The 14590-nt window shown below is 71.7% G+C and carries 15 protein-coding genes; 11 read left to right on the top strand and 4 right to left on the bottom strand.

Annotated elements, in window-relative coordinates:
- Positions 1-24: 24 nt before the first annotated feature.
- Both AB0C02_RS02200 and AB0C02_RS02195 read left to right on the top strand, forming a co-directional pair.
- A complete protein-coding gene (locus tag AB0C02_RS02200; protein ID WP_357540192.1) occupies positions 25-942 on the top strand; it encodes an ABC transporter ATP-binding protein in 918 nt (305 codons plus the stop codon).
- Entirely contained in the window at positions 939-2531 is a 1593-nt protein-coding gene (locus AB0C02_RS02195; protein ID WP_357540190.1) for an ABC transporter permease, read from the top strand. Before AB0C02_RS02200 ends, AB0C02_RS02195 begins: the two co-directional genes overlap by 4 nt.
- Before the next feature lie 89 nt (positions 2532-2620).
- Here the strand turns inward: AB0C02_RS02195 and AB0C02_RS02190 are convergent, their stop codons facing one another.
- On the bottom strand, positions 2621-2953 hold the full coding sequence (locus tag AB0C02_RS02190; protein WP_357540188.1) for an STAS domain-containing protein: 333 nt from the start codon (positions 2951-2953) through the stop codon (positions 2621-2623).
- A gap of 211 nt (positions 2954-3164) precedes the next feature.
- Here AB0C02_RS02190 and hemL point away from each other — a divergent pair, with 211 nt between their 5' ends.
- From hemL to ccsB, 6 genes are all read left to right on the top strand, one after another.
- Entirely contained in the window at positions 3165-4490 is a 1326-nt protein-coding gene (gene hemL / locus AB0C02_RS02185) for a glutamate-1-semialdehyde 2,1-aminomutase (RefSeq protein ID WP_357540187.1), read from the top strand.
- 64 nt (positions 4491-4554) lie between these two features.
- Positions 4555-5202, top strand: coding sequence for a histidine phosphatase family protein (locus tag AB0C02_RS02180; RefSeq protein WP_357540186.1), 648 nt, complete (start codon positions 4555-4557; stop codon positions 5200-5202).
- Entirely contained in the window at positions 5202-5777 is a 576-nt protein-coding gene (locus tag AB0C02_RS02175) for a TlpA disulfide reductase family protein (protein WP_357540184.1), read from the top strand. The genes AB0C02_RS02180 and AB0C02_RS02175 overlap by 1 nt, the downstream gene beginning before the upstream one ends.
- Positions 5777-6613, top strand: a complete 837-nt coding sequence (locus AB0C02_RS02170; RefSeq protein ID WP_357540183.1) for a cytochrome c biogenesis protein CcdA — start codon at positions 5777-5779, stop codon at positions 6611-6613. Before AB0C02_RS02175 ends, AB0C02_RS02170 begins: the two co-directional genes overlap by 1 nt.
- Positions 6613-8229 carry a cytochrome c biogenesis protein ResB gene (locus tag AB0C02_RS02165; protein ID WP_357540181.1) on the top strand — a complete coding sequence of 539 codons (1617 nt, stop codon included), beginning with the start codon at positions 6613-6615 and terminating at the stop codon, positions 8227-8229. Before AB0C02_RS02170 ends, AB0C02_RS02165 begins: the two co-directional genes overlap by 1 nt.
- Positions 8229-9245: a c-type cytochrome biogenesis protein CcsB gene (gene ccsB / locus AB0C02_RS02160; RefSeq protein WP_357540179.1), complete on the top strand. Its 1017-nt coding sequence runs from the start codon at positions 8229-8231 to the stop codon at positions 9243-9245. Before AB0C02_RS02165 ends, ccsB begins: the two co-directional genes overlap by 1 nt.
- Here the strand turns inward: ccsB and AB0C02_RS02155 are convergent.
- On the bottom strand, positions 9238-9447 hold the full coding sequence (locus AB0C02_RS02155) for a hypothetical protein (protein ID WP_357540177.1): 210 nt from the start codon (positions 9445-9447) through the stop codon (positions 9238-9240). The genes ccsB and AB0C02_RS02155 overlap by 8 nt on opposite strands.
- 218 nt (positions 9448-9665) lie before the next feature.
- Between AB0C02_RS02155 and AB0C02_RS02150 the strand changes: the two genes are divergently transcribed.
- Positions 9666-11147 (top strand): ATP-binding protein, encoded by a 1482-nt coding sequence (locus tag AB0C02_RS02150; RefSeq protein ID WP_357540175.1) that lies wholly within the window; start codon positions 9666-9668, stop codon positions 11145-11147.
- Between the two features lie 49 nt (positions 11148-11196).
- On the opposite strand, the gene AB0C02_RS02145 is transcribed toward AB0C02_RS02150, so the two are convergent.
- Complete coding sequence (locus tag AB0C02_RS02145) at positions 11197-11667, bottom strand: MarR family transcriptional regulator (RefSeq protein WP_357540173.1); 471 nt, start codon at positions 11665-11667, stop codon at positions 11197-11199.
- Positions 11668-11730: 63 nt separating this feature from the next.
- On the opposite strand from AB0C02_RS02145, the gene AB0C02_RS02140 reads away from it, so the two are divergent.
- Together AB0C02_RS02140 and AB0C02_RS02135 are read left to right on the top strand one after the other, a co-directional pair.
- Complete coding sequence (locus AB0C02_RS02140) at positions 11731-12291, top strand: carboxymuconolactone decarboxylase family protein (RefSeq protein ID WP_357540171.1); 561 nt, start codon at positions 11731-11733, stop codon at positions 12289-12291.
- A 113-nt stretch (positions 12292-12404) separates the two neighbouring features.
- Complete coding sequence (locus tag AB0C02_RS02135; protein WP_357540169.1) at positions 12405-13625, top strand: serine hydrolase domain-containing protein; 1221 nt, start codon at positions 12405-12407, stop codon at positions 13623-13625.
- Here the strand turns inward: AB0C02_RS02135 and AB0C02_RS02130 are convergent.
- Positions 13607-14494 carry an alpha/beta hydrolase gene (locus AB0C02_RS02130; RefSeq protein ID WP_357540167.1) on the bottom strand — a complete coding sequence of 296 codons (888 nt, stop codon included), beginning with the start codon at positions 14492-14494 and terminating at the stop codon, positions 13607-13609. The genes AB0C02_RS02135 and AB0C02_RS02130 overlap by 19 nt on opposite strands.
- Between the last annotated feature and the right edge of the window lie 96 nt (positions 14495-14590).

The following is a 14590-nucleotide window of genomic DNA, read 5'->3' as shown; positions in this document are numbered from 1 at the left end:
TGAAACGAGCGTAGCTTCCAAAACATGGAAACCCCGATTGAGGTGTCCGGCCTGGTGAAGACCTTCGGCCGGACCCGAGCACTCGACGGACTCGACCTCACCGTCCGCGCCGGGGAGGTGCACGGCTTCCTGGGCCCCAACGGCTCCGGCAAGTCGACCACCATCCGGGTGCTGCTCGGACTGCTGCGGGCGGACGCCGGGGCCGTCCGACTGCTCGGTGGCGACCCCTGGCGGGACGCCGTCGCCCTGCACCGCCGCCTCGCGTACGTCCCCGGCGACGTCACCCTCTGGCCCAACCTCAGCGGCGGCGAGGTGATCGACCTGCTCGGCCGGATGCGCGGCGGGCTCGACCCGAAGCGCCGTGCCGAGCTGCTGGAGTCCTTCGAGCTGGACCCGCGCAAGAAGGGCCGCGCCTACTCGAAGGGCAACCGGCAGAAGGTCGGCCTGGTCGCCGCGCTCGCCTCCGACGTCGAGCTGCTCATCCTCGACGAGCCGACCTCCGGGCTGGACCCGCTGATGGAGGAGGTCTTCCAGCACTGGGTACGCCGAGCCAAGCGGGATGGCCGCACCGTGCTGCTCTCCAGCCACATCCTGGCCGAGGTGGAGGCGCTCTGCGACCGGGTGACGATCATCCGCAACGGCCGCGCGGTCGAGTCCGGGACCCTCGGCGACCTGCGCCACCTGCACCGCACCTCGATCGAGGCCGAGGTCGCCGCCCCGCTGGACGGGCTCGCCGAACTGCCCGGCGTGCACGACCTGCGGGTGGACGGCCACCGGGTCCGCTTCGACGTGGACACCGCCGCGCTGGACACCGCGCTGCGCCGGCTCACCGAGCTGGGCGTACGCAGCCTGGTCAGCCAGCCGCCGACGCTGGAGGAGCTGTTCCTGCGGCACTACGAATCGGCCTCCGCCGAGTCAGCCCCCGCCGAGGCGGTCCAATGAGCACGGTGACCGGCACTCGCCACCTGCTTCGGCTGATCCTGCGCCGGGACCGCCTGCTGCTTCCGCTCTGGGTGCTAGTGCTCGCCGTCCTGCCGATGAGCTACGCGGCCAGCTTCTTCGAGCTCCTCCAGACGGACGCGCAGCGGGCCGCGTACGTCACCGGCACCGCTCGGAACCCGTCGATCATCGCGCTGCTCGGCCCGCTCTACGGCGACAGCATCGGCGCGTTGACCGCCCAGCGTTCCGGGTTCCTGCTGGTGATCGTCGCACTGGCCAGCCTGCTCACCGTCATCCGGCACACCCGGACCGAGGAGGAGGCCGGCCGCCGGGAGTTGCTCGGCAGCACGGTGCTCGGCCGGCACGCCGGGCTGACCGCCGCGCTGCTCGTGACGTACGCGGCCGACCTGCTACTCGGCCTGCTCACCACGGCCGGGCTGATCGCCACCGGGCTGCCGGCGACCGGGTCGGTCGCCTACGGCCTGGCCGCCGGGCTGACCGGCGTCGTCTTCGCCACGATCGGCGGGCTGGCCGCCCAGCTCACCGAGACGGCGGGCGGTGGCCGGGGCATCGCGATCGCGGTCCTCGGGGGCGCCTTCGGGCTCCGGCTGGTGGGCGACACCGCCGCGCACGACTGGCCGAGCTGGCTCTCGCCGTTGGGCTGGGCTGCCCGGGTGCGGGCGTACGAGGGGGAGCGCTGGTGGGTGCTGGCGCTGCCGCTGGCCGCGACGGTGCTGGTCGCGGCGGTCGCGTACCCGTTGTCGGTACGTCGTGACCTGGGCGCCGGCCTGCTGCCACCCCGCCTCGGGCCGGCCACCGCCGGTCGAGCCCTCTCTGGGCCGTTCGGGCTGGCCTGGCGGCTGCACCGCGGGCAGATCCTCTGGTGGTCGGTCGGCTTCGGCCTGCTCGGGCTGATCCTCGGCGGGGCGGCGCAGGCCGCCGGCCGGTCCGTCGAGGGCAACCCGCAACTGGAGGAGATCATGGCCCGGATCGGGGGCGCCACCGGGCTGGCCGACGCGTACCTCGGCGCCACGCTGAGCGTGGCCGGCCTGGCGGCGACCGGGTACGGCGTGCAGGCCGCGCTGCGGATGCGGTCGGAGGAGATCGCCGGGCGGGCCGAGCCGCTGCTGGCGACCGGGGCCCATCGCTCGACCTGGCTGCTGTCCCACGTGCTGTTCGCGCTGCTCGGGCCGGTGGTGGTGCTGGCCGTGACCGGCCTGGCCGCGGGGCTGACCTACGGCCAGAGCGTGCACGACGTGTCGGGGCAGCTGCCCCGGATGGTCGGTGCCGGGCTGGCCCAGGTGCCTGCGGCCTGGGTGCTGGCCGGGCTGGCGGTGCTCCTCTACGGCCTGCTGCCCCGGCTGGCCTCGGCGGCCTGGGCGGTGCTCGCGGTCTGCGTGCTGCTCGGCCAGCTAGGCGCGGTCCTGAACCTGAACCAGTGGCTGCTGGACCTCTCCCCGTTCACCCACACCCCCCAGGTGCTCCGGGACACCTGGAGCCCCACCCCCCTCTACACCCTGCCCGCCGTCGCCCTAGCCCTAGCCCTGGCTGGCCTAACCACCTTCCACCACCGCGACGTCCCCACCACCTGACCCACCCCGCGTTGTTGATCAAGGAGTTTGCGTCAGAAATCCGGCCGCGGTAGACGCAAACTCCTTGATCAACGCGGAAGGGTGGGCCGTCAACGGGAGGGGGCGGTGCGGATCATCAGGGCGGAGCGGAGGCCGGTGATGTCCAGGACGCGGAGGAGGAAATCGCCCACGTTGCTCAGGACCAGCAGGCTCTGGGCGTGACTGGCCTTGCGGCTCAGCACCACTAGGGTGCCGAGGCCCTGCGAGTCGCAGAAGGTCACGCCGCCCAGGTCGAGCACGATGCGCGGCGGAGGATCGGCCAGCACCTCGTTGACGACGGTCGACAGCTGGGCGGCCGTGAGCATGTCGATCTCACCGGCGAGACGAAGCACCGCTTCGTCGCCCGTCCGATGCACCGTGATGGACAGTTCGGCACGATCCACTCGGTCAGCCTATCGCGATCTCGACCACGCGGCCCGTCGAGCCGGCCCCGGTCGCCAGCGGCCCGCCCGAGGAGCGATGTCCGCCAACCCGAGGAGCGATGCGCGAGCCCCGAGGAGCGATGCCCGCCGACCCCGAAGCGCGTGAGCCCGGTAACCACCGGTGCGGGGTGGCTGCCGGTCAGCCGTCCGACGCTGACACAATGGCGGCATCGTGAGCGATTCCATTTCCGCCGGAACCGGCCGCTACCCGGCCGACGCACCGGCCTCCGAGGCCCTGTTCGACCGCGCCAAGGCCGTCGTGCCCGGCGGGGTGAACTCCCCTGTACGCGCGTTCCGTGCCGTGGGCGGCACCCCGCGTTTCATGGTGCGGGGGGACGGTCCCTGGCTGTTCGACGCCGACGGTCGCCGCTACGTCGACCTGGTCTGCTCCTGGGGGCCGCTGATCCTCGGCCACGCCCACCCGGCCGTGGTCGAGGCGCTCCGGGAGGCCGCCGCGCTCGGCACCAGCTTCGGCACCCCGACCCCGCGCGAGGTCGACCTGGCGGACGAGATCGTCGCGCGTACCCCGGTCGAGCAGGTCCGGCTGGTCAACTCGGGCACCGAGGCGACGATGTCGGCGATCCGGCTGGCCCGCGGCTTCACCGGCCGCGCCAAGATCATTAAGTTCTCCGGCTGCTACCACGGCCACTCCGACGCGCTGCTCGCCGCCGCCGGCTCCGGCGTGGCCACCTTCGGCCTGCCCGACTCGCCCGGCGTGACCGGCGCCGCCGCCGGCGACACCATCGTGCTGCCGTACAACGACCTCCGCGCGGTGGAGGAGGCCTTCGCCGCCGAGGGGCCGCACATCGCCGCGATCATCACCGAGGCGGCCGCCGGCAACATGGGCGTGATCGCCCCGCGCGACGGCTTCAACCAGCAGCTCGCCCGGATCGCCCACGCGTACGGCGCGCTGCTCATCGTCGACGAGGTGATGACCGGGTTCCGGGTCTCCCGCGCCGGCTGGCACGGCCTCGACCCGTCCGACGCCGACCTGTGGACGTACGGGAAGGTCATGGGCGGTGGCCTGCCCGCCGCGGCGTTCGGCGGGCGCGCGGAGATCATGGCGAAGCTGGCCCCGGCCGGCCCGGTCTACCAGGCCGGCACGCTCTCCGGTAATCCCCTCGCGTGTGCCGCCGGCCTGGCCACGCTCCGGCTCGCCGACGACGCGCTCTACCGCAAGCTCGACGAGACGGCCGCCGTGGTGGGCAAGCTCGCCACCGACGCGCTGGCCGCCGCCGGGGTGCCGCACCGCCTCTCGTACGCGGGCAACATGTTCTCGATCTTCTTCACCGACGCCGACGTGGTCGACTACGACAGCGCCCGCACCCAGCAGGTGCCCGCGTTCAAGGCGTTCTTCCACGCGATGCTCGCCGCCGGGGTCTACCTCCCGCCGAGCGCGTTCGAGTCGTGGTTCGTGTCGGCGGCGATCGACGACGCCGCCCTGGAGCAGATCGCCGACGCGCTGCCCGGCGCGGCGACGGCGGCGGCGGGAGGATAGCGGTGAGCGCGAGGAGTGAGCCGGGTTTGCGAGCCCCGCAGTCGCGAACGAAGGGGGCACAGTCGTGAGCAAGACGGTGGTCCACGTGCTGCGGCACGGCGAGGTGCACAACCCGGACGGCATCCTCTACGGCAGGCTGCCCGGTTTCCGCCTCTCCGAGCTGGGCGTCCAGATGGCCAAGGCCGCCGCCCAGGCGCTCGCCGACAAGACCGTGGTGCACGTGGTCGCCAGCCCGCTGGAACGCGCCCAGCAGACCGCCGAGCCGATCGCGGCGCAGTTCGGCCTGCCGATCGGGGCGGACGAGCGGCTGATCGAGAGCGCCAACTGGTTCGAGGGCAAGAAGGTCTCGGTCGGCGACGGCTCGTTCCGCGACCCGCGCAACTGGTGGGTGCTGCGCGACCCGCTCACCCCATCGTGGGGCGAGGCGTACCGGGCCATCGCCGAGCGGATGTTCGCCGGCCTGCACGCCGCCCGGATCGCCGCCGAGGGGCGCGAGGCCGTGATCGTCTCCCACCAGCTGCCCATCTGGACGCTGCGCCGGTGGGTCGAGCGCAAGCGGCTCTGGCACGACCCGCGCCGGCGACAGTGCGGGCTGGCCAGCCTCACCTCGTTCCACTTCGACGGCGCCAAGGTCGTCGGCATCAGCTACACCGAGCCGGCGGCTCACCTGGTCGCGATGTCGGCGAGCGCCCGGACGGCCAAGGGGGCCTGATGCTCAGCCGGAGGCTCGCCGCAGCCCTGCTCGCCGCCGTCACCGCCGGTACGGCGCTGGTCGGCTGCACCTCCGGCAACAAGGAGAGCCTGTGCGCGAGCGACGGCCTCACCGTCACCTGCGCCCCCGACCAGCGGTCGAAGACCCCGAAGGTGAGCGGTGAGCTGCTCACCGGCGGCAGCTACGACATCTCCAACGACCGCGGCAAGGTGGTCGTGGTCAACTTCTGGGGCTCCTGGTGCGCGCCCTGTCGCGCCGAGGCCGACGGCCTGGAGGCTACGTACCAGGCCACCAAGGATTCCGGGGTGACCTTCCTCGGCATCAACGTGCAGGACAGCCGGGACAAGGCGGTCGCCTTCGAGGAGGGCCGGGTCACCTACCCGAGCCTCTTCGACCCGGCCAGTCGGCAGGCGCTCAACTTCGACATCCCGCCGAACAGCACGCCGGCGACCGTCATCCTCGACCGGGACGGCCGTATCGCGGTGGTGATCCGCAGAGCCGTCACCAAGGACGAACTGCGACCGATCGTCGAGAAGGTCGCCGCCGAGCAGCCAGCGCCCAACGGGTCCCGCTGATGGGCGAGACCTTCAGTCAGGTCGCCCAGTCCGGCCCGCTGCTGCTGGCCATCGGCGCGGCGGCGCTCGCCGGGCTGGTCAGCTTCCTCTCCCCGTGCGTCCTGCCCCTGATGCCCGGCTACCTCTCCTACGTCACCGGCCTGGCTGGCGCCGACCTGGAGGGGCGCGTGCGGGCGGTGACGCCGTCCGGCGGGACCGACGGCCCGGCCGGCGGCGGGGTGACCGTCGCCGCGCCCCCGGCCCGGCCGCCGGCCGCGGTGAAGGGGCGGGTGCTGGCCGGGACGCTGCTCTTCATCGCCGGCTTCACCGTCGTCTTCGTCACCACCGCGATCGTGGTCTCCGGCATCGGAAAGGCCTTCTACCAGCACAAACGCCCGCTGGAGATCGTCATCGGCGGGCTGATCGTGCTGCTCGGGCTCGGCTACCTCGGCCTGATCCCCGGGATGCAGCGCGAGTTCCGGATCCACCGGCTGCCCGCCGCCGGGCTGCTCGGCGCCCCGGTGCTCGGGGTGGTCTTCGCGCTGAGCTGGATGCCCTGCACCGGCCCGACGCTCGGCGCGGTGCTCGGCCTGGCCGCGACGGAGGGCAAGACCGACCGGGCGGTGCTGCTCGCCGTGGCGTACTGCCTCGGGCTGGGGCTACCGTTCATCGTCTTCGGGCTGGGCTTCCATCGCCTGCTCGGGGTGTTCCGCGCCGTCCGGCGCAACAGCCGCTGGGTCACCCGGATCGGCGGTGCCCTGCTGATTCTGATCGGCCTGGCGCTGGTCACCGGCGGCTGGCAGAACTTCGTGATCTGGTTGCAGACGCACGTGGGCGTGGGCGAGGTGAGCATCTGATGACGACGGTCGACGACCGGCCGGCGGCACCGCCCGCTCCGAGGCGACGGGTCAACCCGGTGGTCGCCCTGCTGCGCAACTCGTGGCGGCAGCTCACCAGCATGCGTACCGCGTTGGTCCTGCTCTTCCTGCTCGCGGTCGGCGCGATCCCCGGCTCGGTGCTGCCGCAGCGCGGGGTCAGCCCGGAGAAGGTCAACCAGTGGTACGTCGACCACCCCGACCTGGCCCCGCGGCTGGACCAGCTCGGCATGTTCGAGGTGTTCGGCTCGGTCTGGTTCTCCGCGATCTACCTGCTGCTGTTCACCTCGCTGGTCGGCTGCATCCTGCCCCGGGCCCGCGACCACGTCCGGGCGCTGCTGATGAAGCCGCCGGCCGCGCCGAAGCGTCTCGACCGGCTGCCGCAGCACGCGGTGCTGGAGGCGCCGGCCGCCGCCGACCCGGAGGCGATCGCGGCGGTGCTGCGCCGCCGACGCTGGCGGGTCGTGGTACGCGGCAACGAGGTCTCCGCCGAGAAGGGCTACCTCAAGGAGACCGGCAACCTGCTCTTCCACGTATCGCTGGTCGCCCTCCTGGTCGGGGTCGCGGTCGGCTCCTGGTACGGCTGGCACGGCAACAAGCTGCTGGTGGCGGGGGCGGAGAACGCCTTCTGCAACACCCGCCAGCAGTACGCCGAGGTCTCGCTCGGCCCCCGGGTGGACAGCGCCGACCTGCCGCCCTTCTGCCTCACCCTCGACCGGTTCGAAGCGGGGTACCTCCCCTCCGGGCAGCCGTCGCGTTACCAGGCCACGGTGACCGTGGACCACCTGGACGGCCAGCCGACGGAGACCGCCACCTTCTCGGTCAACTCGCCGCTGCGGCTCCGCTCGGCCAACGTCTACCTGCTCGGCCACGGGTTCACGCCGATCCTGAAATACACCGACAAATACGGTCGGGCGCAGACCAGCAACACCCCGTTCAAGACCATCGACGACGCCACCCTGACGGGGGAGGGCGTGGCCGTCTTCCCGGACGCGAACCTCGACCCGAAGACCGGCACGCGCGCCTCGGACCAGCAGGTCGCCTTCAGTGGGATCTACCTGCCCACCGCCCCGGACACCGGGCCGTTCGTCCGCTCCACCTGGCCGGAGGAGCGGAACCCGACTTTGAACCTGATCGCCTACCGGGGCAACCTGGGGATGGACGCCGGCATCCCCGGCTCGGTCTACGAGCTCGACCAGCGGCAGATCGACAAGGGCAAGCTCAAGCAGATCGACACCAAGGTGCTGCGCCTGGGCGAGAAGTGGACCCTGGACGACGGCAGCACGCTGGAGTTCGTGGCCACCCAGCCCTACATCGCCATCTCCATCCGGCACGCCCCCGGGCAGACGCTGATGCTCGGCGCCTGCGCGACGCTGTTGCTCGGCCTGATGGGCTCGCTCTTCGCCCGGCGACGGCGGGTCTGGTTCCGGGTTTCGGCCCCCGAGGGTGGATCTCCGACGAACGGTAGTAGCTTGGTGGCGGCCGGTGGGCTGCCGCGCACCGAGCATCCGGGGTTCGCCGACGAGTTCGCGCAGCTCGTCGCCGCAGTCAGCGACGACGGGCGAGACGACCGGCGGGCGCGAGAAGGAGACGAGTGATGTCCGCACTCTCCGACCAGCTGGTCACGTACGCGATCCTGGCGTACCTGGTCGCGATGATCAGCCACGCCGTCGAGTACGCGTTGGGCAACGCCCGCGCGGTGTCGGCGCGGACGGCCGCCCCAGCCCGGGAGTTGGTCGGCGCCGGTCTCGGCGTCGCGGGCGGCAGCGTCGACGCGCCCGCGACCCCGGCCGAGGTCGCACCCTCGGCTGTGGCCGAGGTCGCGCCCACGGCCCGGCCGAGTCGCTCGGGCGCGCGGGCCGCGCTGGCCGGGCGGATCGCCGCCTGGGTCACCGTGCTCGCCGTCGCGCTGCACCTGGGCGCGGTGGTCACCCGGGGCGTGGCCGCCGAGCGGATGCCCTGGGGCAACATGTACGAGTTCGTGCTGACGGGCACCTTCATCGGGGCCGCAGCCTGGCTGGTGGTGCTCTGGAAGCAGCCGTCGCTGCGCCGGCTGGGGCTCTTCCTGACCCTGGTCATGGTGCTGCTGTTGGCGTTCGCCGAGCTGAAGCTCTACGTGCAGGTCACCCCGCTGATGCCGGCGCTGCAGTCGTACTGGTTCATCATCCACGTGTCGACGATCATCTTCGCCTCCGGCATCTTCCTGCTGGGCGTGGTGCCGGCCGGCGCGTACCTGATGCGGGCCGGTTGGGAGCAGGGGCGGCGGAGCTTCCCGTACACGCTGGCCCGCCGGCTGCCGGCGGCGGCCGGCCTGGAGCGGCTGACCTTCGCGCTGCACGCCTTCGCCTTCCCGATCTTCACCTTCGCGGTGATCGCCGGGGCGATCTGGGCCGAGGCGGCCTGGGGTCGGGCCTGGGGCTGGGACCCGAAGGAGACCTGGGCGTTCATCTCCTGGGTGGTGTACGCCGGCTACCTGCACGCTCGGGCCACCCCGAGCATCAGGCGGAACGTGGCCACCTGGATCTCGATCCTGGGCTTCCTGACCATGCTGATGAACCTGTTCGGGGTCAACTTCTTCTTCACCGGCCTGCACTCGTACGCCGGCGTCAACTGATCCCCGCGCTACGGCGTCGACCGGTAAGCAGCCGGTCTACGCCGAGCGTCACCTGGTAGGCGATCTCGGGGACGTCGGCCAGCTCGATCCGCTCGGCCCGCAGGGCCAACTGGGCGTGCAGCTCCCGGGCGACCGCGTCCCGGATCTCCCGCAACAGCGGGGAGAGACCGTCCGGATCGCCCACCACGTACGCGTCACTCATCCCCGTATCGTCCTGCCACGAGGCAGTGAGCGGGGTGATCCACTCCATGCTGCGCACATGGTGGCATTCGGTCTCGCGGAGACCACCACATGCCGCACACCGAGTCGATCAAGGCCTGGTCGGCGCGGACGGGCCTGGAGGGCGCCAGCCACGCCCCGGAGCAAAATGTAGGACTACACTTCTAAGAACTGTAGTTCTACGAAGTGCGGTGACCGCAGGTGACTCAACTGGCGAAACCGAAGGGGATCTTCGACCGGGACGTCGAGTGGGCGGAGCTAACCCGCTTCGCCGCCGACGAGCGCCCGGGCGCGACCCTCGGGGTCGTCAGCGGCCGGCGTCGCCAGGGCAAGACGTTGCTGCTCTATGAGCTGGCTCGGGCCACCGACGGCTTCTACTTCGGGGCCACCGAGGCCACGGCTGCGGAGTCGCTTCGGCGGCTCGGCGAGGCGCTCGGCGCCTACACGGGCGCGCTGGGGCCGGTTCAGCTGGCCGACTGGGGCGCGGCGGTGGATGCGCTGCTCGCCCTGGCGCGGGAACGCCCGGTGACCGTGGTCATCGACGAGTTCCCGTATCTCGTGCGCGTGGCCCGCGACCTCCCGTCGATCATTCAGCACGCGCTCACGCCTGGACGGCCGGAACGCACGCAGTCCCAGACCCGTCTGCTGCTCTGTGGATCGGCCCTGTCCTTCATGGGTGGCCTGCTCGCCGGGTCCGCGCCGCTTCGGGGCCGGGCCGGCCTGGAGCTGCCGGTGCAGCCGCTGGACTATCGGGCCGCCGCCGCCTTCTGGGGCATCCAGGACCCGTTGCTGGCCGTGAAGGTCTTCTCCATCGTGGGTGGCACGCCGGCCTACCGGCGCGAGTACGTCCAGGACGATGCGCCAGACGGCCCGGAGGACTTCGACAGCTGGGTGGTGCGGGCGGTCCTCAACCCGGCACGCCCGTTGTTCCGGGAGGCGCGTTACCTGCTCGTCGAGGACCCCGATCTGCGGGACACCGCCCTCTACCACTCCGTGCTGGCGGCAGTCGCCGAAGGCAACGCCAGCCGTGGCGGGATCGCCGGCTACATCGGGCGCAAGGCGAACGACCTGCAACATCCACTGACCGTGTTGGAGGACGCCGGCCTGCTCGTGCGGGAACCGGATCCACTCCGGAGCGGACGCAGCAGTTACCGGATCACCGAACCGCTCATCACCTTCTACCAGGCCGTCATGCGACCCGCCTGGACCGCGCTCGAACAGCGTCGTGGGGGGGACGTCTGGCGCCGCTCGAAACGCCGCTACACCAGTGCCGTCCTCGGGCCCCGGTTCGAGGAGATCGTCCGGCAGTGGGCCATCCGCTTCGCCGACCTCGACGTCTTCGACGGCATCGTCGCGGAGGCCAGCGCCGCGACCGTAACGGACCCGTCCACCCGGACCAGCCACGAGCTGGATCTCGTCGCGCTCGGTGAGCCGCCGCTCGGTGACGGACCGCGCACGCTGCTCGCGATCGGCGAGGTGAAGTGGGGCCGGCGGCTGGGGCAGGCGGACCTGGAGCGGCTGCGGCGCGTGCGGGAGTTGCTCGTCCACCGCCCCGGGATTGACGCCAGCCGCACCCGCCTGCTGTTGGCGAGCGGGGAAGGATTTACCGACGATCTGCGGCGGGCAGCCGCGTACCGGCCCGACATCGTCCTCGTCGACGCGGCGCGGCTCTACTCGGACTGACGGACATCCCCGGACCGGGGCGGCGGGGCGGGTCGTTGAGGCCCAGGGGTCAGGTGCCGAACCAGCCGGGGACGTCGAGGCGGAAGAAGTTCGGCTGAGCGACCGTACGCAGGTCGTCCTCCAGCGCCGCGACCCGGTCAGCGCCGAGCGTTGCCGCCCAGCGGTCGCGGAGCTGGTCGAACACGACCGCCGAGCGGTGCAGCCCGTCCAGCCCTCGGTCGGTCAGCCGGACCAGCTTTCGCCGGGCGTCGGCGGGGTCGTCGGCGCGTTCCAGGTAGCCGAGCGTGACCAGCCGGTCGACGGTCTTGCCGGCCGCCTGCTTGGAGACGCCCAGGCGCTGGCCCATCTCGGAGGCGGTGGTGCCCTCGATGCCGACCGCCTGGAGGGCGAAGCCGTGCACCGGGCGCATGTCGGGGTGGCCCTGCCGGGCCAGCTCGGCGTGCAGGTCGTCGATGAGCGTGCGGAAGCCGGCGAGCAGCAGCAGGGGGAGCGCAAAGCCGGGGCGGTCAGGCGTTGCCATTTTCGACAACCACGTTTACTGTTTGGTCAACCACGTTGACTATCGTACCCGGGAGGTCCCGGCGTGTCCCGACGCGTCTTCACCGCACACACCCCCGACACCGCGCCTGTCGCCGCCCGCGCCACCATGGCGGGCGTCCACCGCAACCTCGGTCACCTGCCCGCCGCCGTCGGCCTGATGGCCGAATCCCCGGAACTGCTCAAGGGCTTCCTCACCGCCAACGCCATCTTCGAGTCCACCGACCTGGACCCGGTCGCCCGCGAGGTGGTGGTGTTCGCCGTCGCCACCCGCAACGAGTGCCACCTCTGCGTTGCCATGCACACCGCCGCGCTCGCCCGTCAAGGCGCGGATCCGAAGCTGATCGACGCCCTGCGGGCCGGTACGGAGCTGCCCGACGCCCGGCTGGAGGCACTGCGCCGGTTCAGCCTCGCCGTGCTCGACCACCGGGGCGCCGTGCCGGACCCCGAGCTGGACGCCTTCCTCGCCGCCGGCTGGCAGCCGCGGCACGCGCTGGACGTGGTGCTCGGCGTCGGGACGTACACCATCTCGACCTTCGCGAACCGGCTCACCGACGCCCCGCTCGATGCGCCCCTGACCGCGTACGCCTGGCAGCCCGCCGCCTGATGGCCCACGGGCCGCGAATGCGACTCGGACCGGGTCGCTTCCTCAACGTCCTCGAGGAATGTGCGGTCGTCGCGCAACATGTAACTCCCGACCGGATGAGATGGAGGAGACAGGTGACTACTGGTGGCTTCTCATCGAAACGGCTGGGTCGGGTGCGAGAGCTGATCGAGCGTCACGTCGACTCCGGCTTCGTCCCGGGTGGGGTGGCCGTCCTCGCCCGCCACGGCGAGGTGCACATCCAAGCAACAGGCAATCTCGCGTTCGAGGGCGCAGGGTCGACGACACCGATGGCAGGCGACACGATCTGTCGTATGGGCTCGATGAGTAAGCCGATCGCCGCCGCGTGTGCGATGACGCTCGTCGAGGACTGCACCCTCCGCCTCGACGACCCGGTCGACGACCTCCTCCCAGAGCTGGCGGAGATGACCGTGCTCGCCGATCCCAACGGGCCACTGGAAGACACCGTTCCGGCGAACCGCCCGATAACGCTGCGGGATCTGCTGACCTACACCCTCGGCACCGGCATGGTCCCTGCCGAGCCGGGAACGGTCCCGATCGCCGACGCGCTGAACACACTCGACGAACCCGCCCCGATGGCGAGCGGGTCGCGCAGCGCGCCTCTGGACGAGTGGATGCGCCGGCTCGGCACGCTTCCGCTCGTCCACCAGCCCGGCGAACGCTGGATGTACGACATCGCCGCCGACGTGACGGGCGTGCTCATCTCCCGGGCCACTGGCATGTCCTTCGGGGATGCCTTGCGTGAGCGGGTCTGCGCTCCGCTCGGGATGAAGGACACCGCCTTCAGCGTGGGCGGCGAGAGCGTCGGCCGGTTGGCGACGGCGTACGAGCGCGACAACGCCGCCACCGGTGAGCCGGTCGTCGAGGACGGCCCCGACGGGCAGTGGAGCCGGCCACCGGCGTTCGAAGGAGGTGGCGGCGGGCTCGTCTCGACCGCCGACGACTACCTCGCCTTCGCCTCGGCTCTGCTCGCGGGCGGCACCCATCGTGGCGAGCGGATGCTTTCGCGACCGTCGGTGACGCTGATGACGAGCGACCACCTGACCCCGGCGCAGAAGTCGGTCTCCGGATTCTGGCCGGGGTACTTCGACACCATGGGCTGGGGTTTCGGGATGTCGGTCCGCACCCGCCGTACGCACCTCGGCCCCTCGGTCGGGAGCTACGGATGGCCCGGCTTCTACGGCACCGCCTGGTACAACGATCCCGCCGAGGACATGACGACGATCTTCATCATGCAGCGGGCGCACGCGGGCGACCAGAGGCTGCCGATGTGGCACGACCTCTGGACCGCTGTCTATCAGGCGGTCGATGACTGATCGCCGAGGAAGGGCAGGAGCAGGGCGGTCAGCTTCGCCGGGCGCTCCTCGAAGAGCCAGTGACCGCAGTTGTCGACCACCTCGCCGGTGTCCGTGTCGGCGTACCGGTGGGCCTGCTCGGCCACTTGACCGCCGAGGCTCGCCTGCGCGCCGATGGCGAGCACCGGCATCGACAGCTTCGTGGCCCGGTAGGCCGCGTTGTCCGCGATGTCCTGCCCGAACGCCCGGAAGTAGCCGAAGCTGGCCCGCAGGTGCGCCTCGTCGCGCAGGTGGCCGGCGTACTCCTCGATGTCGTCCGGGCCGAGGCTGCCCTTGTTGATCATGATGGAGTCGGTGAAGCGGTCGACCCAGAGCGCCTCCCGGCCTGCGACGAGATGCTCGGGCAGACCGTTGGGGACGTTGAAGAAACCGAAGTTCCACACGGCCGGGCCGGCGGCGGTCAGCGCGGGGATCGTGTAGATGCTCTCGTCGGGGATCGGCGCCTCGGTGAGCACCAGCCGGCTCACCTGGTCGGGGTGGGCGGCGGCGTAGGCGTACGCGACCATGGTGCCCAGGTCGTGGCCGACCAGCCGGATGTCCGTGGTCAGGCCGAGGCCGGCGAGCAGCCCGTGCAGGTCGGCGGCGACGGTCTTCTTGTCGTAACCGGTCGGCGGGGCGTCGCTGCCGCCGAAGCCGCGCAGGTCGGGTGCGACCACGTCGTACGACCGGGCCAGCTCGGACAGCAGGTGCCGCCACATGCGCCAGCACTGCGGGTAGCCGTGCAGCAACACCAGCGCGGGCCCGGCGCCGCCCCGGACATAGTTGATCATGAGGTCGCCGACCTGTGCCCGCTGCTCGGTGAACCCCGTCGGAACCCGTCCGTCGCTCATCGCCGCCCCTCCGCCGCGCCTGGGCGGCTCGACTACCCGGCCGGCTTTCGTCCATGCCGCCCGCGTTAACCGCGAGCCCTGCTCTGCCGGAGGGCG

It is taken from the genome of Micromonospora sp. NPDC048999, assembly GCF_040649295.1.
Classification (GTDB): Bacteria; Actinomycetota; Actinomycetes; order Mycobacteriales; family Micromonosporaceae; genus Micromonospora.
Note: the sequence above shows the minus strand (reverse complement) of the source record. Positions and strands in the feature narration are given on the sequence as shown.

Bases quoted from the DNA above. Each gene is read 5' to 3' on its own strand.
- AB0C02_RS02200 (WP_357540192.1), top strand. From the start codon at position 25: ATGGAAACCCCGATTGAGGTGTCCGGCCTGGTGAAGACCTTCGGCCGG.
- AB0C02_RS02195 (WP_357540190.1), top strand. From the start codon at position 939: ATGAGCACGGTGACCGGCACTCGCCACCTGCTTCGGCTGATCCTGCGC.
- AB0C02_RS02175 (WP_357540184.1), top strand. From the start codon at position 5,202: ATGCTCAGCCGGAGGCTCGCCGCAGCCCTGCTCGCCGCCGTCACCGCC.
- AB0C02_RS02170 (WP_357540183.1), top strand. From the start codon at position 5,777: ATGGGCGAGACCTTCAGTCAGGTCGCCCAGTCCGGCCCGCTGCTGCTG.
- AB0C02_RS02165 (WP_357540181.1), top strand. From the start codon at position 6,613: ATGACGACGGTCGACGACCGGCCGGCGGCACCGCCCGCTCCGAGGCGA.
- ccsB (WP_357540179.1), top strand. From the start codon at position 8,229: ATGTCCGCACTCTCCGACCAGCTGGTCACGTACGCGATCCTGGCGTAC.
- AB0C02_RS02155 (WP_357540177.1), bottom strand. From the start codon at position 9,447: ATGAGTGACGCGTACGTGGTGGGCGATCCGGACGGTCTCTCCCCGCTG.
- AB0C02_RS02145 (WP_357540173.1), bottom strand. From the start codon at position 11,667: ATGGCAACGCCTGACCGCCCCGGCTTTGCGCTCCCCCTGCTGCTGCTC.
- AB0C02_RS02130 (WP_357540167.1), bottom strand. From the start codon at position 14,494: ATGAGCGACGGACGGGTTCCGACGGGGTTCACCGAGCAGCGGGCACAG.